This is a genomic window from Arthrobacter sp. NPDC056493, assembly GCF_042795115.1.
Lineage (GTDB): Bacteria > Actinomycetota > Actinomycetes > Actinomycetales > Micrococcaceae > Arthrobacter.
Genome location: NZ_JBHTSL010000024.1, coordinates 42413 through 63853, shown reverse-complemented (window position 1 = coordinate 63853; position 21441 = coordinate 42413). Strand labels below are relative to the sequence as shown.

Genomic DNA, 21441 nt, shown 5'->3' with positions numbered 1-21441 from the left:
AACGCCTTCCAGATCACCTTCGACGGACGCCTGTCCGCCAGCAGCAACTAGAACAAGAAACCACCCCAGTTACACCGAATAATTGACAGACCCCGGCCTGTCTTGCCTGAAGTGAGGAAGCGTCGGGTAAAAACCGGCAGGACCCGAGGGAGCGTCGGGTTAGAAGCGGCAGGACCCGAGGAAGCGGCGCGTAAAACCCGGCAGGATCTGAGGAAGCGTCGCGTAAAACCCGGCAGGATCTGAGGAAGCGTCGGGTCAGAAGCGACAGGACCTGAGGAAGCGTCTGAACGCAACCGTTAAACGCACGACGCCGGAACTCACCTTGAGTTCCGGCGTCGTGCGTTTCGTCATATGCAGGGAGGCTAGGCCGGGGCGGCAACGTCCTCCGCTTTGCGCTCCTCGACGAGACCGCAGACCGCCGCAAAAAGCGGGTGGTCCTGCGCCAGCCCGGTGATCCGCTCCGTAGCGGCGGCCGGCTCGGACGAAGCCAGGATCTGGCTGAGTTCCACGGCCTCGGCGTCGGCGGGGTCGTTGAAGCGCAGGGCGGCCGCGATGGCCCCGAGCAGCGCTTCGGGGACAATCCCGCGCTCGGCCAGTTCCGCCGCCGGGCCGATGAACCGTTCGTGCCGGCTAAGCTTGCGCAGCGGGGCCCGACCCACACGGTTCACCGTGTCCGGCAGGTGCGGGTTGGTGAAGCGGCCCAGGATCTTCTGGACGTAGGCCTCCTGCTCGTCGTAGCTGAAGCCGTGCTTAGACACGAGCAGCTGCTTCGTCTCGTCCAGCACGGCCCGCACGTCCGCGGCAACGTCCTCGTCCGCCATGGCATCGGAGATCTTCTCCATCCCGGCTTCAAAACCGAAGTAGGCCGCGGAGGCGTGCCCCGTATTCACCGTGAACAGCTTGCGCTCGATGTAGGGGCCCAGCTCGTCCACGAAGGTGGCGCCCGGAATCACCGGGGCATCCCCGCCGAACGGAGTGCGGTCGATGACCCATTCGTAGAACGTCTCCACCGTCACGTCCAGGCCCTGGCCCGGTTCCTGGTTGGGCACAATGCGGTCCACGGCCGTGTTGGCAAACACGGACGCGTCCGCCAGCGACCCGGCCGCTTCGTCCCAGGACGAGGCGATCGACTCGCGCAGGATGTCCGTGGCGTTGATGGCGTTCTCACACGCCATCACCTGCAGCGGCGCCAGCCCCGCCGCCCGGGCAGCAATTCCCTTGGCGATCGCGGGGGCCACGAACTTGAGAATGTGCGGCCCCACAGCAGTGGTGACGATATCCGCCGTCGCAATTTCCTCGATGAGCTGCGCCTCCTGGGTGCCGGAGTTCACCGCCCGGAAGTTGTCCACCGTGCGCACGGCGGGGTTCTCCCCCACCTCGTGCACGCTGTAGTTGTCCGCCCCGGCGAGCTGGGAGATCAGCGCGTCCGCAACATCGGCGAACACCACCTCATACCCGGCCTCGTGCAGCAGCAGGCCGACGAACCCGCGGCCGATGTTGCCGGCCCCAAAATGTACAGCCTTCACTATGCGTTGACCTTTCCGAACAGCTCCAGGACTTCGTCCACAGATGTCGCCGCCTCAAGCTGCGCCACCTGCGCCTTATTCGTGAAGACCTTGGCGATCGAGGACAGGATGTGCAGGTGCTCGTTGTTGACGCCGGCCACGCCCACCACGAACTTGACCTGCTTGCCGTTCCAGTCGATGCCCTCGGGATAGCGGATCACCGAGACAGCCGACTTCCGGATGTGGTCCTTGGCGGCGTTGGTGCCGTGCGGGATGGCCAGGAAGCTGCCCATGTACGTGGAGACGGACTCCTCGCGCTCGTGCATGGCGCGGATGTAATCCTCGTCCACCGCCCCGCGCGCCAGCAGCAGCTGGCCCGCCTCGTCGATCGCGGCATCACGGGTGGAGGCTGATCCGGCCAGGACCACACTCTCCGGCACCAGGATGTCCGACGGCGCCGCACCGGTTTCGGGGGCACCGGCGGTTTCGGCGGTGGTGCCGGCAGTTGCTGCATCGGCCGGGGCTGCCACTGTGGCCGCCCCGGCGCCGGGAGCCGCCGTTCCTTCCGTATTGCTGCGCTCGACCAGTTCCACGATCTCGTCATAGCGCGGGCTGTTCATGAAGTTGTCCACGGAGACGTGCATGGCGCTGGCCGTGGCAGGCTTGGCCCGCTCTGTCAGGTCCTGGTGCGTGACCACAACGTCGTAGGTGTCCTTGAGATTGGCGATGGACGCGTTGGTGACGTTGACCTCCGGGAACCCGGCGGCCTTGATCTTGTTGCGCAGCACCGAGGCGCCCATGGCACTGGAGCCCATGCCGGCGTCGCACGCGAACACGATGTTCTTGATGGGCCCGGTCAGGACGCCCACTCCGCCTCCGGCGTCGGCCCCGGTGAGGGTGGAGGCGACGGAGCTCTTCTTGCCCTTCATCTCCTCCATGCGGCTGGTGGCCGCGCTGAGGTCGTCCTCGTCACTGTGGCGCGTGGTCCGCAGGATGACCGAGGCGACCAGGAAGGACACCGTGGCGGCGAGCAGCACCGAGAGCGCCACGCCGAGGTAGCTGTCACGGGCAGTCTGGGCGAACACCGCAAAGATTGATCCCGGAGCCGCCGGCGCAACCAGACCTGCTCCCGTGACGGCAAGGGTGGCGATGCCGGTCATGCCGCCGGCGATCGCTGCCAGGATCAGCAGTGGGCGCATGAGGACGTACGGGAAGTAGATCTCGTGGATGCCGCCGAGGAACTGGATGATCGCGGCGCCGGGGGCGGAAGCCTTCGCCGCACCGCGGCCAAAGAACATGTACGCCAGCAGGATGCCGAGGCCCGGGCCCGGGTTGGCCTCCAGCAGGAAGAGGATGGACTTGCCCTGCGCCAGCGACTGCTGGATGCCCAGCGGGGTCAGCACGCCGTGGTTGATGGCGTTGTTCAGGAAGAGGACCTTGGCCGGTTCGATGAAGATGGAGGTCAGCGGAAGCAGGCCGTTGTTCACCAGGAACTGGACGAAGTTGCCGGCGGCCGTGCTGAACGCGGTCACCAGCGGGGAGATGCCGTAGAAGCCCAGCATGGCCAGCAGGGCACCCCAGATGCCGGCGGAGAAGTTGTTCACCAGCATCTCGAAGCCCGGGCGGATCTTGCCGTGCCAGATCGCGTCGAGATGCTTCATGGTCCAGCCGCCCAGGGGTCCCATGATCATGGCGCCGATGAACATCGGGATGCCTGCGCCGACGATCACGCCCATGGTGCCGATGGCGCCAACGACGCCACCCCGCACGTCATAGACCATCTTGCCGCCGGTGTAGCCGATCAGCAGCGGCAGCAGGTAGGTGATCATGGGGCCGACGAGGCCCACGTTCGGTGCGCCCGCCGCGTTGGTGCCGAACCCGCCCAGGGCAGGGACGGGGATCCAGCCCTTCTCGATGAAGAGGGCTGTGATGAGCCCCCAGGCGATGAAGGCGCCGATGTTGGGCATGATCATGCCGGACAGGAACGTCCCGAACCTCTGGACGTGCACCCGCGCACTGGTTTTGGGTTTTGCAACTGTCTCTGTTGCCATGTGATTTCCTAACGTGGTCCCTGCGGCACCGCAGGATGGTCCGATAGTTTCGACTAGCCGGTGGAACTGGTGGAGATCCGGTGGAGCCATTCGAGAAAAAGCTTGAGTTCCGAGCTGGTGAGCTGGTCCGAGTGGGATGCCTGCAACGCCGCGTTCAGCGCAATGGCAGCCACCACCACCGATGACTTCCCGGAGTCCTCCGGTCCGGCATCCCGCCCCTGGTCCCTGGACACCGCAAAGATCATGGCGTCCCGGGTCATCGTGGACAGCTCCAGGTTCCGCTCCGCGGCCGGTTCTGCGATCAGCATGAGTGTCACGCCCACGTTGGCGGCCAGGATGCTCCTGGCGGCTTCCCGTGGCTGGACGTTCAGCTGGCCGGCCGCAGCGGCCTTGTTCAGCATTTCCTCCAGGAGACCCTCCGCATCGGCAACGATGGCGGGGCGGCTCTCGGGGCGGATGTTACCGAACATGACCAGATAAAGTTCGGGCTGCTTGAGCCCGAACTGGACGTGGTTGTCCCACATCCGCCGGATATCCACCAGGGGCTGTCCGGACGGGGCGAAATCCCTCTCGCCCGCCACATACTCTTCGAAGCCCGCGGCGACTACTGCGTCAAACAGGCCCTCCTTGTCACCGAAGTGGTGATAGAGGGTGGGCGCCGTGACGCCCGCCAGCTGCGTGATCTGACGGGTGGAAACAGCGGCCCCCGCGGAGTTGGCCAGCAATTCGGCTGCCGCACGCAACAGCCTCATTTTGGGCGGAAGCTGGCCATCGAAACTCATAACCGCTACCCTAGCACCTATAGCAACGCTATATGAACTGAATCACATACAATTTTTTTCAGGCACCGCAACGCACATCGGACGTAGCCGTTCCGAGCTTCCGGGCTCCCGCCCGGGCAGATTCCGGCGGGCCTGGTTACCGGCAGAGAACGAGGACCTTCAGTGCAGAACTTCCCAGGAGTAGGCGTCAGCCCAGGCCGCATCATCGGCACGATCCGCCAGATGCCCAAGCCCATCAGCGAACCTCCGGCCGGCGAGCAGCTGGCCGCCGGAACCACGCCCGAGGAGGCGACGGCGGCGCTGAAGGCTGCCTCGACAGCCGTCCACGATGAGCTGAAGGCCCGCGCGGACCACGCCACCGGTGATGGCAAGGCCGTCCTGGAAGCCACGGCCCTGATGGCCAAAGACACCATGCTGATCAAGGGTGCCGCCAAGCTGATCGCCAAGGGGGTTTCCGGGCAGCGGGCCATCTGGGAATCCGGCGCCTCGGTCTCCGAGATGCTGCACAACCTCGGCGGTTACATGGCCGAGCGCGCCACTGACGTCCTGGATGTCCGCGCCCGCATCGTGGCCGAACTCCGCGGCGTGCCCGCCCCTGGCATCCCGTCGTCGAACGAACCGTTCATCCTGGTGGCCGAGGATCTGGCCCCTGCCGACACCGCCACCCTCGATCCGAACAAGGTCCTCGCACTGGTGACCGCCGGCGGCGGTCCGCAGTCCCACACCGCGATCATCGCCCGCTCACTTGGCCTGCCCGCCGTCGTGGCCGCGGTGGGCGTGGACGAGCTCCCGGACGGCACCGAGGTTTACGTCGACGGCGCCGCCGGTTCCATCACGGCCAGCCCGGACGACTCACTGCGCGCAGCCGCCGAGGCCTGGGCCGCCACGGCGTCCCTCCTTGCCGAATTCAGCGGGACGGGTTCGACGGCGGACGGCCACCTGGTGCCGCTCCTCGCCAACGTGGGCGGGGCCAAGGATGCCCAGGCCGCGGCCAAGCTCGGCGCCCAGGGCGTGGGCCTGTTCCGTACCGAGTTCTGCTTCCTGGAACGTGACACCGAGCCCTCAGTCGAGGAGCAGGCCGCCGCGTACAAGGGCGTGTTCGATGCCTTCCCCGGTAAAAAAGTAGTGCTTCGTACCCTGGACGCGGGCGCGGACAAGCCGCTCCCCTTCCTCACCGACTCCACCGAGCCCAACCCGGCGCTGGGCGTGCGCGGCTACCGCACCGACTTCACCACCCCGGGCGTCCTGGACCGGCAGCTGGAGGCGATCGCGAAGGCCGAAAAGGAATCGGAGGCCGACGTTTGGGTCATGGCACCGATGATTTCGACGGCGGAGGAAGCCGCCCGTTTCGCCACCATGTGCGCCGAAGCCGGCATCAAGACGCCGGGTGTGATGGTGGAGGTTCCCTCCGCCGCCCTCACAGCCGACACCATCCTGCGCGAAGTGGGGTTTGCCAGCCTGGGAACCAACGACCTCACCCAGTACGCCATGGCCGCCGACCGCCAGCTGGGTCCTCTCGCCGGGCTGAACACGCCGTGGCAGCCCGCCGTGCTGCGCCTCGTGGGCCTGACCGTGGAAGGTTCAAGGGCAGAGGGACACAACAAGCCGGTGGGCGTTTGCGGCGAGGCCGCGGCGGACCCTGCCCTCGCCGTCGTGCTGACCGGCCTGGGCGTCACCACCCTGTCCATGACGGCCCGGTCGCTGGCAGCGGTGGCCGCCGTGCTGAAGACTGTCACGCTGGCGGAGGCCCAGGAGCTGGCCAAGCTGGCCCTGTCCGCGCCAAGCGCCGTGGAAGCCCGGGCCTGGGTCCGGGAGAAGCTGCCCGTCTTGGAAGAGCTCGGTCTGTAGTTCGGTATGCAGCAGCAAGGAAGGTGCGGGCGTCCGGTTTCCGGGCGCCCGCACCCGCCTGACGCCGCGTAGCAATGGGGCAAATTGGGGTTCAGGCCAGGGGTTAGGTCACGGCACCGCCTGCCGCCGTGGAGCCCTCGGCTGCGGTGCCGGCCCAGTGCCGGATGATGCGGGCAACATCTTCGGTGGCGGTCTCCTGCACCACGTGCCCGCGTCCGCGCACCTCGGCAAACGCACCGTCCATTGCCTGCGCCGCGAGATAGGTACACCACGGCCGGCGTGCGATCGGGTCCCTTCCGCCGCGGAGCACCAGTACCGGCTGGGTTACGCCCCGCACCCGGGAATCGAGCGGATACGCCATCATCACGGGCAGTTCCGTCAGGTACCACCGCATGCCGGTGCGGAAATAGTCGGCGAAGACCACGGCGTTGGTGGTCGGCGGTTCGCTGAGCAGTGCGTCCCGTGTCAGCGCGAGCGCGTGCCAGGCAGCGCTCCTGCGGGCGGAATCCACCACCGGCCCCATGAGCACTGTGCGGGTCACCAGCCGGGGAGCCTGAAGTGCCAGCTCCACCGCAAACTGCGCTCCCATGGAGTGGCCCACCACAATGCAGGACTCCACGCCACGCTCCGCCAGGACCGCCGCGACGAAGCTGGCATATTCGCCAACGGTCACCTGACGGCCGGGCCGCGGCGTGCCGCCGAAACCCGGCAGGTCGAAGGAATAGACGGCAGCGCCGGCGTCCTCCTCCGGCCGGTGCTGTCCTTCCGGACGTTGGGCCAGTTCGACGTGCAGCCGGGCAAGGTAGCGGTGCGAGACGCCGATGCCGTGGAGCAGCACGTAGGCCGGCTGGCCTGTGGACGGCGCGTTGGATGAGTACAGGCGGCCGGTCAGGCCGTTCGCCGTCACTGCTGCTCCACCGGCAAGTCTCATCCGCCGAGCATATCCAACCCTCCGTTCCGCAGCGGTTAGGCTTCTGCCATGGCTCTGATTGCTCCCAGGGTGGCGCCCGCCCTTCCTGCCGAAGACGCGCTGGCGCTGCAGCGCGCACTCGACGGCGGCACTGACATCACCGTGTTCGTGGACGGCACCGTCCACCGCCTCCCGCCGCAGGCGAGGGACGCCGTCGTCGACCTTCTGTCAAGGTTCAGCCGCGGCGAAGCGGTGACCGTAAGCAGCGTGGAGGAAATGCTGACCACCTCGCAGGCGGCCGAACTGGCCGGCATCTCCCACACCTACCTGCGGAACATGACGGACCGGGGCGAGATCCCGGTGGAATACCGCGGCACGCACCGCCGCATCAGGCTGGCCGCGATCATGAGCTGGCTGGAGGGGCAAAAAAAGAAGCAGGCGGCAGCGGACGCCGCCGGCGCCGTGACTTCCGACGGCGGGACCTCCGACGACGGAAGCGGAAAGTAGCGCCTCGCCCGGCCGTGCCGTGGCCCACAACGTTAAACGTGCAAAGATTGAAGGTAATCGGAAAAGCGCTGGCGCCCGAAGCCTCGGGGATCGACGCCGGTGACATCAAAGCCACGGACTGCTGGAGGCCTGGGAATGGAAAGTGCTGCAATTTCCACCTCTGCGCTTGACCTGCTGCTGCTCTTGCGCGGTAGCGAACCGGAGGGCCTGGGACGGGCGGATCAGGTTTCGTACCAGATCGAAACAGCCATTCTGATGGGCATCCTCACCGAAGGCGACAGGCTGCCCACGGAGTCCGTGCTTGCCGGGGAGCTGGGCATCTCCCCGATCACCCTCCGGCAGTCCCTGGCCGCCCTGCGGACCAAGGGCCTGATCGAAACCAGCCGGGGACGCAGCGGCGGCAGTGTGATTCGCCGGCAGATCGAATTCACAGATTCACAGTTGCAGGACAAGCTTCGGGAAACCAGCACCGAGGCGCTCAGGGACCTTGGCGACCTGGGGGCCGCCATCGCGTCAATGTCCGCGAGGCTTGCCGCCGGCCGTGCTGATCAAAAAAATGTGGAGCACCTTGAAGATCTGGCCCGGCGCCACCGGGACTCGGCCGATGAGCGTGCGCGGCGCCGCATGGACAGCCGGTTCCACGTTGCCGTCAGCATTGCCGCGCAGTCCAGCAGGCTGACCTCGGCTGCCCTTCAGCTGGAAGCTGAGCTGATGACCCTGTGGTGGGGGCGCTCCGGCCAGGCCGACAACTACGGCAAGTCGGTGGAAGAACACGCCGCAATCGTTGATGCGATCAGGGCGCGGGACGCTGACGCGGCCGCCAGCGCGGCAGAGCGGCACAGCCGCAACGAGACCGAATACTTGATAGAGCAGCATCTCAGGTTGACGATGCGGCCCGAAGAAGGTGCGTGACGTGGAGACCGTAGAAGAAGCCCTTGAGCGGACGGCCACCGCGCTCTCCTCCAGCATCAGCCGCGTTTTCGTCGACCTGGAAAAGATTGCGGGCACCGTCACGGCAGCGGCGGCAGCGGCGTCGGGCGTACCCCGCCGCAGCGAATTCCTTTACTTGAAGCAGGAGCTGGCCAACTTCATCAAGCGGCACTCGGACCTCATCGTGGGAGCCGGCATCGCGTACGCTCCTGGAAGTCTCCGGGAGGCAACGCACTGGCTGGAATGGTGGCGGACGCAGCGGACTGGCGTACCCCGTTTCGTCACCCACGACCTCAACCCGGACTCGCTGAACTACTACGACTACACGTCCCGCGACTGGTTCACCATTCCGACCGCCAGCGGGCAGCCCGTGGCCGTTGGACCGTACGTTGACTTCGGCGGCATCAACGTCAACATCATCACGCTCTGTGTTCCGGCGCCCACCGCGCAGGGGATTCAGATCCTGGGATGCGACCTGACCCTCGCGAACCTGGAGGGGATCTTCCTCCGCGCCCTTCAGCTCCGCGAGCCGGTGGTGGTGCTGCTGGGTCCGAACGGCCGGGTCATCGCGTCCAACAACGCACGCATCGCCACCGGAACCCTGTTCCTGGAGGAGGACATGGCACGGGCGGACGTCTCAGTGGACGTTTCGCCCGCCAACCCCACGCGCCTGCCCTGGAAGCTGATCACCCTCCGGGACTAGGCTCCTCGCCGAAAATGACGGGGTGATAAGGATCAAGCAACGATCCCCCGGAAGCAGGACTTCCGGCTGGCGCGCAGGGTTACTCTTTATTCGTGGTGAGATTCAGGGGGTTGCACATCGTGGCGGGCGTCGTCGCAATGGGCGTGGCGGCTGTCCTGGGAATCGTCATGGGCCTGAACAACACCGCCGTTTTTACCTCCAGCTGCGTGGTCTTCGTGGCAGTATCCCTGTGGGTCCAGAGCCGCGTCGCCAAGTTCCGCACCCCGCTCCAGGGGCTCCCGCAGCACATTCCCGAGGGCGTCGCGCCGGAGCGCGCCGCGGAGCGTCCTGCCGAGCGGACCACCGAGCAGTTGCCCAGCGGTGAAGGCAACGCCGCGTAGCCGCCTCAGATTCTTGGCCTTGACGCCCAGCGCCGCGCTTTCAGGGCTGCGTGCAGTTCCAGCCGCACCATCCCCTTGAGCGGATCGACGCCCAGCAGCTGACGGATGCGGCCCAGCCGGTTGTAGATACTGCTGCGGTGCAGGTGCAGTTTTTCGGCAACATCCTGGACAGAACCGTCATTGTCGTAGAGCAACTCCAGCACGGGCAGCAGCTCCCCGTTCCTGTCATGGTCCTCAAGGGCCCGGAAATTAACCGAACTTGCATCGCTCCAGACCCCTGCCCCGCCGCCGGCCGATGCCAGGAGCTGGTAAACGCCCGTGGCGCGGCAGTCCACCAGCTCGCCGAGCCGCGGATCAACCGCTGCTGCCAGGGCGGCCACCCTCGACTGCCGGTACGCCTCGGCCAGGTCTTTGATGCGGCCGAATCCCTCACTGGTCCCCAGAATGATCCGCTCCACGGACCGGCCGGACCGCTTGGCGAGCTCCAACTGGTAGTGCACCAGAACCTGGGCCTGGCTGGCGCGCCCCGTGGACTCCCGGAAGAGAACCACCGAGTGTGTCTCCGCGCCTGCGCTGAACAGGACCGCGTCCACGCCGATGGTGGCCTGCAGCGCCGCGGCGCGGTGGATGAGCGTTGAGGCGATCGGATCCGGGCCTGCCATCCAGCCGTCGGCATCAAGGACCGTCACCAGCTGCCAGGGCCCGCGGTCCTGGACTTCCTTCCAGCCCGCCACGGCAGCAACCGCATTGGCTTCCCCGGCGCAGGCGGCCAGGAACTCCCGTTCGCGGCTGCGCCGGAACTCGGACTCAGCGGTGTTGGAGTCCAGCAGCAGTCCGGAGAGCACATCCAGCTCGTCCCGGACGCCGGGCAGTTCGGCGAGGATCGCCGTCGCACTTTGGTCCTCCACATCCAGCTGGACCCACAGGTAGCCCACCCGAAACCCGCGGACCAGAAGCGGGACGCAGACGCGCCCGAGCATCCCCAGCTCCTCGTTGGCGGGCACCACCACGGGCCGCACCGCCGTGGCGATGCCGTGCGAGAGCTGCCAGTTTTTGACATCCAGCGGCACCCGCTTGCTCAGCAGGAAGTTCACCCGCACCCGGTCCGCGTGCGACTGGTTGGAGCTGTAGGCAAGCAAAAGGCCGTCGAGGTCCTCCAGGGAAAGCCCGCGGCCCAGCTTGAGGGCCACCCGCTCCACGAGCTGTTCCACATCCTGCTGCATGCTGCCAGACTACGTCCCCCGGGGCATCTGGGGCGAACGGACATCAGGCGACACCTGACGCCCCGGCGGTCGACATTAGTCGAGCTGCGGCGCTGGAAAACCCCGGAAACACGCGAATTAGCTGCGGCTGAGGCGATCGATTCCTGTAGCGCGCCTCACAGCCGGATCTATTCTGGAATCACAACTTCACCCACACATTCCGGCCTTGCAGCCATCGAATCTGGAGCCCAAAAAAATGATCATCGGTGTCCCCAAAGAGATCAAGAACAACGAATTCCGCGTCGCCATCACAGCAGCCGGCGTCCACGAATTCCGCACCCACGGCCACACGGTCCTGGTGGAGCGCGGTGCGGGCCTGGGTTCCGGCATCACCGACGAGGAATACTCCATCGCGGGCGCTGAAATCATCGCCGACGCCGATGAGGTCTGGTCCCGCGCGGACATGGTGATGAAGGTCAAGGAACCCATCAAGGCCGAGTACCACCGCTTCCGCAAGGGCCTGATCCTCTTCACCTACCTGCACCTGGCCGCCGAGCCCGAACTGACCCAGGAGCTCCTCAACTCCGGCGTCACCGCCATCGCCTACGAGACCGTCCAGGAAGGCCGGACCCTGCCGCTGCTGGCCCCGATGTCCGAGGTGGCCGGCCGGCTGTCCGTCCAGGTCGGCGCGACTTCCCTCATGGCGCCCGCCGGCGGCAAGGGCGTGTTGCTCGGCGGCGTTCCGGGCGTCCGCCCCGCCAAGGTCGTGGTCCTCGGCGCCGGCGTCGCGGGCACCAACGCCGCAGCCATGGCACTGGGCCTCGGCGCCGACGTCACCATCCTGGACATCAACATCAACCGGCTGCGCGAACTCGACGCCCAGTACCAGGGCCGGCTCAAGACCGTGGCATCCAACAAGTACGAGATCGAGAAGTCCGTGGTGGACGCCGACCTCGTGATCGGGTCCGTCCTGATCCCCGGCGCCAAGGCCCCCAAGCTGGTGACCAACGAGCTCGTGGCCCGGATGAAGCCCGGCTCGGTGCTCGTGGACATCGCCGTGGACCAGGGCGGCTGCTTCGAGGACACGCACCCCACCACGCACCAGGAACCCACGTACAAGGTCCACAACACGATCTTCTACTGCGTGGCCAACATGCCCGGCGCCGTCCCGAACACCTCCACCTACGCGCTGACCAACGTCACGCTCCGCTACGGCGTTGCCCTGGCAAACCTCGGCGTAAAGGCGGCCTTCGAGAAGGACCCGGCCCTCGCCGCCGGCCTGAACATTGCCGGAGGCCACGTGGCGCACCACTCCGTCTCCGAGGCACACAACCTGCCCTTGGTGGCCGACTGGCACGAGCTGGTCTCGGCCTAACGGTTCCGCCGGCTGAGAACGCCGCTGGTCGAGCTTGGTTTCGACAAGCTCAACCGGCGGTTTCTCTTTAAGCAGAGGCCAGTTCGCGCGCTTTTTCTATGAGTTTGAGGACTTCGACGGGGCCGGCCGGGTCTACCGGGACGGGCAGGGCCGAGGCGGCGCCGCCGTCGGAGATCTTGGCCGCGAGGATCCGGTAGAACTCGGGATAGTTCCCGCGCTCCGTGGGCAGCCGGTCAAGGTGCCCGTCGCGGCCCAGCTGCCCGGCCCATTCGGCGGCCTCCACACCGTACTCGGCATCCAGCGGGCTCCCGCCGGCCACAATATACGGCTCCTGCGGGTCCACGCCGTGCTTCGTATACCCTCCGCCGGCGCCGAGGACCCGGTAGCGGGGGCCCTGCTGGGCGCAGAGCATGTTCATCCAGTGATGGCTAAGCACGCCGTTCCCGTGCCGCAGCACCACAAAGCAGTCATCATCCGTCTTTTCGCCCGGCCGCCGGGCAAGAAGCTCGGCGTGGACCACTGTTGCCGGGCCGAAGAGCTGCAGCGACTGGTCCAGGAGGTGGGTGCCGAGGTCGAACAGGACACCGCCCCCGTCGGCCGCCGTCGCGTCCGCTTTCCAGGCTTTGGAAACCTCGGGCGACCACCGTTCAAAGCGTGATTCGAACCGCGTCACCTCACCCAGCACTCCGTCCTTCAGCAGGGCCTTGACCGTGAGGTAGTCCCCGTCCCAGCGCCGGTTCTGGAACACTGTCAGCACCCGCCCCAGCCGCTCTGCGAGTGCGATCAGCTCCTGCCCCTGCGTGCTCGTCACGGCGAACGGCTTGTCGACCACGACGTCGAGCCCGGCCTCCAGCGCAGCCTTCGCCAACGGATAGTGGGTGGCCGGAGGAGTTCCCAGCACCACGAGGTCCAGGTCAGGGGCCAGCGCAAGGACGGCATCGCCGTCGGGCACTGTTTTCACGCCGGGGTACTGCTCGACGGCGGCAGCCTGCCGGGCTGAGTCGGAGGTGGCGATCACGTCCAGCGAGTAGCTGGGGTCCGCCGCGATCAGCGGCGCATGGAAAACCCGGCCGGACAGGCCGAAGCCCACCACGGCGGTGCGGATCGGGGTAGCGGGGGTGGAGGAATCGGTGCTCATGGTGCCACGCTACCCCGCCACACCCCCGACAACGCGGCTGACCAGCTCGCGCCAGGATTCCTCCAGCCGCTCCGGCGAAACCTGCTGCACGCGGACGGCATGCAGCAGCCGTTCGGGGTCGAGGGTTGCGCTGAGGGACATGGCCATCAGCCAAGGGTCTGCGTCAAAGCCCGCCGAGCGCAGCAAATACTCGATGTGCCGGTGCCACAGCACCGCCGCGGGGGCCTCGAACCTGTTGTGCAGGGACGCCTGGGCGGCCCTCGCGAGCTCACCGAATTCCAGGACGTAGCGGATGCGTTCGGCACCGAAGGCGATCAGCCGTTCCCGCGGCGGCGCCCCGGGGCCAAGCGGCGGCGGCCCGAACATGAAGCGGCCCTGGAAGTCGGCCTCGGCGTCGCTGAGCAGGGTCATCATGAGGCCGGCCCGGCTGCCGAACCGGCGGAACACGGTGCCCTTGCCGACGCCTGCGCGCTCCGCCAGCTTGTCCATGGTCACGCCGTCGGCGCCGCACTCCTCCACCAGCTGCCGGGCAGCACACAGGAGCAACTCCCGGTTCCGGGCAGCATCGCTGCGTTCCGCTCCGGGGCCCGATGAGGGCCCGGGCAAGGGCCCTTGGCCGGATGAGGACCCGGAGCGGATTGGGATGAGGCTCACACCAAGCATTCTAGCCCCGGGAATAATATCCGGACCGTAGTCCGTTTAGTCTGGGTGAAGGCACCAAACGCCTCCAAGAACCACTCGCCACGGAGCCTTCCGCGGCAAGACCTAAGGAGTTCACATGTCCAAGAGCACCGTACTCGCCCTGGTGGGAAGCCTCCGCGCCGACTCCCACAACCGCAAGCTTGCCGAAGCCATCCAGCTGAACGCCCCGGAAGGCCTCGAGATCGTGATCCACGAGAGCCTGGGCAACATCCCCTTCTACAACGAGGACATCGACGTCGAAGGCCAGGTCCCGGCAGCCGCCACCGCCCTGCGCGAGGCGGCCGGCCAGGCTGACGCCCTGCTGCTGGTCACCCCGGAGCACAACGGCACCATGCCCGCCTCGCTGAAGAACGCCATCGACTGGCTGTCCCGCCCGTTCGGCGCCGGTGCCCTCGCCGGCAAGCCCACCGCCGTCGTCGGCACCGCCTTTGGCCAGTTCGGCGGCGTCTGGGCGCAGGACGAGGCCCGCAAGGCTGTCGGCATCGCCGGCGCCCGCGTCCTGGAGGACGCCAAGCTCGCCGTCCCCGGCTCCATGGTCCGCTTCGCCGAAACCCACCCGAAAGACGACGCCGAGGTCGTTGAGCAGATCAAGGAACTCTTCGTCACCCTTGCCGCCGTCGAGCCCGCCGGCGCAGCTGCCTAAGCGGCTCCTCCCCCTGCGCCCGGCCGGACGGCCGGGAAAGGCTGCAACCAATCCGTGACTGAGCTGCGGCCAAACTGACACCCGGGCACCGTTCCCCGCCCCGCCGCCCCGCCGTAACGTTGATGTACGGGACGTGCCGGGGCAGGGAGTGCGGTGCAGTCATGAAGTCAAGCTGGGGAGCCAGACCGCTGGCGACGGCGGTCGCCGCCATTTGCCTGACACTGCCCTTGTGGCTAGGCTCCTGCGCTTCCCTCCAAAACGCGTACGACGCCGGGCCCGCCCCTGCGGCCGCACCCGAACCCCGCCCGGCTCCTCCCGTGAGTCCGCCCGAGGGCGCCGGCGCGCCCACCGCTTCCGGATCCGGCCTGGGCGCTTCCGGCGAAGGTGCTTCCGGTTCGGGCGTTGCTGGTCAGGGAACAGCGGCCGCGGCTTCCGAAACCGCTCCTCCGGCGTCAGCTCCGCCTGCCTCCGGGGGCTCTCACCCGGGCGCCCAGATTGCCGGCAGCCAAACTGCTGCCGGTGGTTCAGGGCCGGGCGGGTTTCCGTCCGGCGGACTCGGGGCAGGCACCGCTTCGGACACGCAAGCCCAGCTTCCGGGCGGAGCCGGACAGCAACCGGCGCCCGCCTCCGGAGCCGCGGCCGGCCCGGCCTCGCCGGGCCCCACAACATCTGGCTCCGTACCCGGGGCCACCCTCCCGGGGACCGGCACCGGTGAAGCTTCCAGCGCCGGCACCGCGGTGTACTACGTTGCGATCGACGACGGCGGCAGGTCCGGCGTGCGCTTCGGCTGCAATGACAGCCTGGTGGCCGTGCACAATGCCGATTCCTCGATCACCGAGCCGCTGCAGGCCGCCATGAGCAGGCTCCTGTCCGGTCCGGGCGCACCGCCTGCGAGCGGCCTGTACAACGCGCTGTCGGCGTCCTCGCTCCAGTACGTGTCGGGCTACCTCGACGGCACCACCGTGGTGGTGAACTTGACCGGCGCGGTGCAGCCCGGCGGCGTGTGCGATCTTCCGCGGATTGAAGCTCAGCTCACGCACACAGCCGTCACGGCCGCCAATGCCGTCCGCGCGGAAATCTACGTCAGCGGCGTGCCCCTGGACCAGGTCCTCGGCCTCCGCTAACTTACGAACGCTGGGCTAACTTACGAACGCTGGGCGCCCGGCCTCCCGGGAGAGCCCGCCTCCGCGGCGAACAGGGCATCCATCTCAGCATGGCTCGGCGAACCGGCAAGTCCGGACCAGTTGCCGTCGCCCAGGATTTCGGCGGCCACGCGGGAAACCGTTGCGTACGCCGCCTTCGCGGCATTGCCGCCGATGCTGACCCGCCGCACACCGGCGTCGTGCAGTTCGCCCACTGACGCCGATCCGACGCCGGCAAGGGCATTCAGCGGCGCCGGTATCCGCCTGCTGAGCTCATGCAGGATGTGGAGGTCCGTCACGCCGGGCACGAAAATTCCGTCGGCCCCCGCGGCAAGGTAGCCCTCGGCCCGCGCCAGCGTCTCCCCGAAGGCAGAGTCCCCGGACTGCCCGGAAAGGTACGTGTCCGTCCGGGCATTGATGAAGAGGGGCACCCCGGCCTCCGCCGCGATGCCGCGGACCAGACTGATCCTGCGGGCCTGCTCGTCCACGGCTGTGAGGGAGGCTCCGCCGGAGTCCTCGATGTTCACACCCACGGCCCCGGCCGCCAGCACCGCCGCGACAGTCTGCCGGAGCCGGCCGTCGTCGAAAGCGCCGTCAGCACCGGCATACCCGGCTTCAATATCAGCCGTGACCGGGATGCTCGTGGCCGCGGCAATTCTGCGGAGTGCGTCAAAGGCCAGTTCCGGCGGCACGTGGCTGCCGTCCGGAAACCCGAGGCTCCACGAGATGGCCGAACTCGAGGTGGCAATCGCCCGCGCCCCGGCCTTCTCCACAAGCACGGCCGAGGCGGCATCCCACACATTCACGAGCACCAGCGGAACGGCACCGCCGGCGTGCATCTGGCGGAAGGCGTCTGCCTGGGCGGACTGGGACTGCGCGGGCCGGGACGGTGAAGGCGTGGGCTCGAGTGACGTCATGGCTCCATTCCATGCCTTGTCCTGCCGAAGGTAAAGGCGTCCGCAGGCTCAGTTCAGAATCGCATCCGAAAACAAGTCAACAGATGTTGCCTAATCAGCAACCAATGGCTGTACTCTGGGATTGTGACCCACGAGACACTCGCCGCCGCCGCAGCCGTCCTCCCCGCCGAAGCCATCGACGCCATCGAGCGGGCCGCGACATCAGCCCACCGCCACGACGAACTCTTCTCCGAGCGCGCCGCGAACATCAAGCAGTCGGCGGTCCGGGATGTTTTCGACATCTCCATGCGGCCGGGCCTGGTCTCGCTGGCCGGCGGCAGCCCCTACCTGCAGTCCCTGCCCCTCGAAAAGCTCGCCCACACGGCCGCACGGATCATCGCCGAGGACGGCCTCACGGCGCTCCAGTACGGCGGGGGCCAGGGCACCGAGGAACTCCGCACGCAGATCTGCGAGGTCATGGCCGCCGAAGGGATCCTGGATGCCCTGCCGGAAAACGTGGTGATCACCGCCGGCTCGCAGTCCGCCCAGGATGTGGCCACCAAGGTGTTCTGTGACCCCGGCGACGTGGTCCTCGTGGAGGAACCTACCTATGTGGGTGCGCTGAACACGTTCGAGGCCTACCAGGTCCAGGTGGAGGCGGTTCCCATGGACGACGACGGGCTGGTGCCTGAGCTTCTCGAGGCCCGGATCGCGGCGCTCCAGACCGCCGGGAAAAACATCAAGTTCCTCTACACCATCCCCAACTTCAACAACCCGTCGGGCATCACCCTGGCGCAGGACCGGCGGCAGCAGATCGTGGACATCTGCCGCCGCGCCAACATCCTGGTGCTTGAGGACAACCCGTACGGCCTGCTGCGGTTCGACGGCGAGCCTCTGGCGCCGCTGCGGGCAGGCAACCCCGACGACGTCATCTACATGGGCTCGTTCTCGAAGATCTTTGCCCCGGGGCTGCGCATCGGCTGGGCCCTCGTTCCCGCCCACCTCCAGCGCCGCTACTACCTGGCCTCCGAGGCAGTGACGCTCTGCCCGCCCACGTTGAACCAGATGCTCGTCTCGGCCTACCTTCGGGACTACGACTGGAAGGGCCAGATCGAGACGTACCGCGGGCTGTATGCCGAGCGCTGCCACGCGATGCTGGCGGCACTGGAGAAGGACATGCCTGAGGGGCTCAGCTGGACCCGGCCGCAGGGCGGATTCTTCGTCTGGGTGACACTGCCCGAGGGCGTGGACACCTATCCTTTGCTCCGCAAGGCGATCAGTGCCGGCGTCGTCTTCATTCCCGGCGCAGCCTTCACCCACTCGGACGCGCCGTCGAACAAGCTCCGCCTGGCGTTCAGCGCCGTTCCGCCGGAGGCCATCGCGGAGGGCGTGCGGCGCCTGGCGCCGGTACTGCAGGACGCCATAGACGCGTTGGCCTAAGCTGGGCAGCGAACGGAACATCAGGCTATTCAAAGGAGATTCGGCCATGGCGGGAACGATTGTTGTTGGTGTGGACGGAAGCGGTACCGCACGCAAGGCAGCGGAGGTGGCGCGGGATCTGGCTGCGGCGCTGGGCGCCAGGCTCCACGTCGTGTCCGCGTTCGACACCGACCGGACCGAAGTCTTCGGCAGCGGCAGCGACAGGTGGATCGTGTCGTCCGCTGACGATGCTGAAAAGGTGGCCCGGGATGTGGCGGCTGCCCTGGCGGGCGGCGACTTCGAGATCACGTATTCCTCCGCGCGGGGCAAACCCGCCGAAGCCCTGGTCAGGGAGGCGGACCGCCTCGAGGCGAGCATGATCGTGGTGGGAAACCGCCGCATGCAGGGGCTGGGGCGGGTGCTGGGCAGCGTGGCGAACAGCGTGGCCCACAGCGCGTCCTGCGACGTCTATATCGCCAACACCTACGGCGCCGACTAGCCAGAGCCGGCAGGCACTGTCCAGACTGACTTGACGCGGATCACCCGGGCTGGTGGGCAGTCTCACCCCGTTTTCCGGCGATCCGGCATGCCCTGAAAGATAAAATTGGAGTTGCCCCCGATGGTGCGGACAATTCCAAATCTACCTTTCAGGGGAACACTGTGCTTACTCTCCAGCGTCGCCACCTCGTCGGCCACGACATCCTTCTTGCCCGCCACGGCAACCACATCAGCGCCATGCGCGTTGACCGCTCCGCCGGCCGCGTGATCGCCCTCCTCGACGACGGCTCCGTGGACAGCGCCCCGAACCTCATCTCCCCCGACCTGCAGCTGCCGGACACTCTGAAGAGCGTCCTGCGCGAAGACTGGAAGTTCCTCACGCTGGTGAGCAGCGGCATTGCCGCCGTGAGTGGCATCATGCTGGCCGCCGCCGTAAGCATGGCAGGCATGTCCGGCGATCCGGCCATGGCCCAACTGCTGGCCAACTCCTACGCCGCTTACTGAGCCAGCCTCCGGCGTCACTTAGGGGCGCCCGGTTCCGGGCTCAGCCGATCCGGACCAGCAGCTCGCGCAGCAGCCACCAAAGGCCCGCGGTGACACCGCCGCCCACCAGGGCACCGGCAACAACCTGCGCCACCGTGTGGGCCCGCAGCACCACCCGGGACCAGCCGACAGCGGGAACCAGCAGCAGCAACGGAAGCCACTGGACGCCCAGGATCAGCACCGAGATGACCGTCGTCAGCGCGATGGCCCCGGCGTGGCCGCTTATTTTCCAGAACAGGCTGATGACGGCGAGTACCACCACGCCTCCCACTATCGCCAGCACCACCACAATGACGCTGTACGGGGCGTTGATGGCCAGGAGCACTGCCAGCCCTGCGAGCAGGGACACCACCGACATGGCGAGCACCGGCGCGCGTTGTTTGCGGTCGCTGACGTGGTGGTCCGTCACCTTGCCCAGCCGCACCAGGAGAACGACGGCGGCCAGCGGCAGTACGCACACAAACAGTACCGCCACCGCACCGAACCAGACGGTACCCGGAAAGCCGGGTTCCATGGCCGGGCTGAGGAGCAGCAGCAGCGCCACTGTGATGGGCGGCTGAAGGGCTTCCGTGATGATCCGGGCCACGCGGTTTTTCACGCGGATGCTGACGATCCCGCGATCCTCACTCATGGGAACCCCGTCCCTGCCTGTCCGGTCCATCCCCCTTTCCCCGGAGGGTACCCCTCCCGGGCCTGTCCGTCGAGCAGGGCAGGTCAGTCGAGCAGGGGGTCAGTCGAGCAGCAGAGCCGGCTCTTCCAGGATGGCAGCGACGTCGGCCATGAAGCGGGCGGAAAGGTCGCCGTCCACGACGCGGTGATCGAAGGATCCGCCAAGCGTGGTAATCCAGCGCGGGATGACCTCACCGTCCAGGACCCACGGCTTCTGCTTGATGGTGCCGAACGCCACGATGGCCACCTCACCGGGGTTGATGATGGGGGTTCCTGTGTCGATGCCGAGGGCGCCGATGTTAGTGACGGTCAGCGTACCGCCCTGCATCTGCGCCGGCTGGGTCTTGCCGGCCCGCGCCGTGGTGGCGAGCTCGTTCAGGGCCAGCGCCAGTTCCTTGAGGGACAGGTCCTGGGCGTTCTTGATGTTCGGGACCATCAGCCCGCGCGGCGTGGCCGCGGCAATGCCCAGGTTCATGAAGTGCTTGACATGGATCTCGGCGGAGTCGCTGCCGTCAGGGTTGTCCACCCAGGTGGCGTTAACGCTCGGGTTCCGGGCCGCCGCCCAGATGACGGCCTTGGCAAGGATCAGCAGCGGGGAGACCTTGATGCCCTCAAAGTCACGCGAGGCCTTGAGCCGCTTGACGAACTCCATGGTCCGGCTGGCATCCACGTCCACGAAGATGCTCACGTGCGGCGCGGAGAACGCCGACTCCACCATGGCCTTCGCGGTGGCCTTCCGGACGCCCTTGACCGGGATCCGCTCAACCCGCTGCTCCTGCGGACGGCCGGAGGCGCCCCAGAAGGTGTCCGCCTTGTCCACTTCCGCATCGCGCTGCGCCTGGTAGCTGACCAGGTCCTCGCGCGTCACCTCGCCGCGCGCACCCGTGGCCACAACGTCTGCCAGGTCAATCCCCAGGTCGCGGGCGATCTTGCGCACCGGCGGCTTGGCCAGGACCCTGTTCATGAGGCCGGAGATTGCTCCGCCCAACGTCGGCTTGTCGGCACCGTTGGCTGCGGCCCCGCCGCCGGTTGCGCCAGCCGAAACCGACTCGTCCAGCACGTCCGCCATAGAATGCGGCTGCACCGGCTCGACCTCCGGAGCACCGTGGACCGGGTCCGCGGGAATAGCGGGCCGCGTCAGGCGCGGGCGCCGCTTCACGGCGTCGGCCTTCGGCCCGGAACCAACCAGCGGACCGGCGGCAAGGCCGCCGGCGGCAGCTCCGCCGTCGGACTTTTCGCTGGCGGCGGGCTCGGCGTCCACCGGGAGTTTTCCGTACATCGGTGCGGGCGCGTCGGCTGGCGTGGGGTCGCCGTGCATGGCGTCAGCGACGCTGATGATGGCGGTTCCGACGTCGACCGTTGCCCCTTCCGGGACCAGCAGTTCGGTGACGGTACCGGCGAACGGTGACGGGAGCTCCACGAGGGACTTGGCCGTCTCGATCTCGCACAGGACGTCGTTGATGGCCACCTCGTCGCCGGGCTTGACCTTCCACGAAACGATCTCTGCCTCGGTCAGGCCCTCACCGACGTCGGGGAGGTTGAACTTGTTAAGCGTCATGGGATCCTCGGGTTCGAAAGCTCGGGCGCTCCGGGAGGTG

At 67.4% G+C, this 21441-nt stretch carries 21 protein-coding genes; 11 read left to right on the top strand and 10 right to left on the bottom strand.

The genetic code is table 11. From position 1 onward, the window contains the following. Positions 1–362 precede the first annotated feature (362 nt). From ACFQ50_RS11920 to ACFQ50_RS11910, 3 genes are read right to left on the bottom strand one after another with little or no spacing between them, the layout of a single operon-like run. A complete protein-coding gene (locus tag ACFQ50_RS11920) occupies positions 363–1526 on the bottom strand; it encodes a mannitol-1-phosphate 5-dehydrogenase (RefSeq protein ID WP_377995745.1) in 1164 nt (387 codons plus the stop codon). After that, entirely contained in the window at positions 1526–3556 is a 2031-nt protein-coding gene (locus ACFQ50_RS11915; RefSeq protein ID WP_377995744.1) for a PTS mannitol transporter subunit IICBA, read from the bottom strand. The genes ACFQ50_RS11920 and ACFQ50_RS11915 overlap by 1 nt, the downstream gene beginning before the upstream one ends. 53 nt (positions 3557–3609) lie before the next feature. Beyond that, complete coding sequence (locus ACFQ50_RS11910; RefSeq protein ID WP_377995743.1) at positions 3610–4338, bottom strand: TetR/AcrR family transcriptional regulator; 729 nt, start codon at positions 4336–4338, stop codon at positions 3610–3612. Positions 4339–4500: 162 nt separating this feature from the next. Here ACFQ50_RS11910 and ptsP point away from each other — a divergent pair, with 162 nt between their 5' ends. Beyond that, positions 4501–6186, top strand: a complete 1686-nt coding sequence (ptsP, locus tag ACFQ50_RS11905; RefSeq protein WP_377995742.1) for a phosphoenolpyruvate--protein phosphotransferase — start codon at positions 4501–4503, stop codon at positions 6184–6186. Positions 6187–6289: 103 nt separating this feature from the next. On the opposite strand, the gene ACFQ50_RS11900 is transcribed toward ptsP, so the two are convergent. After that, complete coding sequence (locus ACFQ50_RS11900) at positions 6290–7117, bottom strand: alpha/beta fold hydrolase (RefSeq protein WP_377995741.1); 828 nt, start codon at positions 7115–7117, stop codon at positions 6290–6292. Positions 7118–7165: 48 nt separating this feature from the next. Here ACFQ50_RS11900 and ACFQ50_RS11895 point away from each other — a divergent pair, with 48 nt between their 5' ends. The 4 genes from ACFQ50_RS11895 (at position 7166) to ACFQ50_RS11880 (ending at position 9616) form a co-directional block, all read left to right on the top strand. Next, positions 7166–7603 (top strand): helix-turn-helix domain-containing protein, encoded by a 438-nt coding sequence (locus ACFQ50_RS11895; RefSeq protein ID WP_377995740.1) that lies wholly within the window; start codon positions 7166–7168, stop codon positions 7601–7603. 135 nt (positions 7604–7738) lie between these two features. After that, positions 7739–8515 (top strand): FadR/GntR family transcriptional regulator, encoded by a 777-nt coding sequence (locus ACFQ50_RS11890; protein WP_377995739.1) that lies wholly within the window; start codon positions 7739–7741, stop codon positions 8513–8515. Position 8516: 1 nt separating this feature from the next. Next, positions 8517–9236: a cache domain-containing protein gene (locus tag ACFQ50_RS11885; protein ID WP_377995738.1), complete on the top strand. Its 720-nt coding sequence runs from the start codon at positions 8517–8519 to the stop codon at positions 9234–9236. Between the two features lie 92 nt (positions 9237–9328). Further along, positions 9329–9616, top strand: coding sequence for a hypothetical protein (locus ACFQ50_RS11880; RefSeq protein WP_377995737.1), 288 nt, complete (start codon positions 9329–9331; stop codon positions 9614–9616). Between the two features lie 5 nt (positions 9617–9621). Here ACFQ50_RS11880 and ACFQ50_RS11875 read toward each other — a convergent pair whose 3' ends face one another. Beyond that, on the bottom strand, positions 9622–10839 hold the full coding sequence (locus ACFQ50_RS11875; protein ID WP_377995736.1) for a PucR family transcriptional regulator: 1218 nt from the start codon (positions 10837–10839) through the stop codon (positions 9622–9624). A gap of 235 nt (positions 10840–11074) precedes the next feature. On the opposite strand from ACFQ50_RS11875, the gene ald reads away from it, so the two are divergent. After that, positions 11075–12193, top strand: coding sequence for an alanine dehydrogenase (gene ald, locus ACFQ50_RS11870; protein WP_377995748.1), 1119 nt, complete (start codon positions 11075–11077; stop codon positions 12191–12193). Positions 12194–12260: 67 nt separating this feature from the next. On the opposite strand, the gene ACFQ50_RS11865 is transcribed toward ald, so the two are convergent. Together ACFQ50_RS11865 and ACFQ50_RS11860 are read right to left on the bottom strand one after the other, a co-directional pair. Continuing rightward, positions 12261–13331 carry a Gfo/Idh/MocA family oxidoreductase gene (locus tag ACFQ50_RS11865; RefSeq protein ID WP_377995735.1) on the bottom strand — a complete coding sequence of 357 codons (1071 nt, stop codon included), beginning with the start codon at positions 13329–13331 and terminating at the stop codon, positions 12261–12263. Between the two features lie 9 nt (positions 13332–13340). Beyond that, positions 13341–13985: a TetR/AcrR family transcriptional regulator gene (locus ACFQ50_RS11860; protein ID WP_377995734.1), complete on the bottom strand. Its 645-nt coding sequence runs from the start codon at positions 13983–13985 to the stop codon at positions 13341–13343. 124 nt (positions 13986–14109) lie between these two features. Here ACFQ50_RS11860 and ACFQ50_RS11855 point away from each other — a divergent pair, with 124 nt between their 5' ends. Together ACFQ50_RS11855 and ACFQ50_RS11850 are read left to right on the top strand one after the other, a co-directional pair. Further along, positions 14110–14676, top strand: a complete 567-nt coding sequence (locus ACFQ50_RS11855; protein ID WP_377995733.1) for an NAD(P)H-dependent oxidoreductase — start codon at positions 14110–14112, stop codon at positions 14674–14676. A 317-nt stretch (positions 14677–14993) separates the two neighbouring features. Continuing rightward, on the top strand, positions 14994–15800 hold the full coding sequence (locus tag ACFQ50_RS11850; protein ID WP_377995732.1) for a GerMN domain-containing protein: 807 nt from the start codon (positions 14994–14996) through the stop codon (positions 15798–15800). 20 nt (positions 15801–15820) lie between these two features. On the opposite strand, the gene ACFQ50_RS11845 is transcribed toward ACFQ50_RS11850, so the two are convergent. Beyond that, positions 15821–16735 carry an isocitrate lyase/phosphoenolpyruvate mutase family protein gene (locus tag ACFQ50_RS11845; RefSeq protein WP_377995731.1) on the bottom strand — a complete coding sequence of 305 codons (915 nt, stop codon included), beginning with the start codon at positions 16733–16735 and terminating at the stop codon, positions 15821–15823. A 123-nt stretch (positions 16736–16858) separates the two neighbouring features. Here ACFQ50_RS11845 and ACFQ50_RS11840 point away from each other — a divergent pair, with 123 nt between their 5' ends. From ACFQ50_RS11840 to ACFQ50_RS11830, 3 genes are all read left to right on the top strand, one after another. Beyond that, a complete protein-coding gene (locus ACFQ50_RS11840) occupies positions 16859–18154 on the top strand; it encodes a PLP-dependent aminotransferase family protein (protein WP_377995730.1) in 1296 nt (431 codons plus the stop codon). Between the two features lie 46 nt (positions 18155–18200). After that, a complete protein-coding gene (locus ACFQ50_RS11835) occupies positions 18201–18632 on the top strand; it encodes a universal stress protein (protein WP_377995729.1) in 432 nt (143 codons plus the stop codon). 161 nt (positions 18633–18793) lie between these two features. Beyond that, entirely contained in the window at positions 18794–19135 is a 342-nt protein-coding gene (locus tag ACFQ50_RS11830; RefSeq protein WP_377995728.1) for a hypothetical protein, read from the top strand. Between the two features lie 40 nt (positions 19136–19175). Here the strand turns inward: ACFQ50_RS11830 and ACFQ50_RS11825 are convergent, their stop codons facing one another. Continuing rightward, positions 19176–19805 carry a phosphatase PAP2 family protein gene (locus tag ACFQ50_RS11825; RefSeq protein WP_377995727.1) on the bottom strand — a complete coding sequence of 210 codons (630 nt, stop codon included), beginning with the start codon at positions 19803–19805 and terminating at the stop codon, positions 19176–19178. Positions 19806–19904: 99 nt separating this feature from the next. After that, positions 19905–21401 carry a dihydrolipoamide acetyltransferase family protein gene (locus tag ACFQ50_RS11820; RefSeq protein WP_377995726.1) on the bottom strand — a complete coding sequence of 499 codons (1497 nt, stop codon included), beginning with the start codon at positions 21399–21401 and terminating at the stop codon, positions 19905–19907. Positions 21402–21441 lie beyond the last annotated feature (40 nt).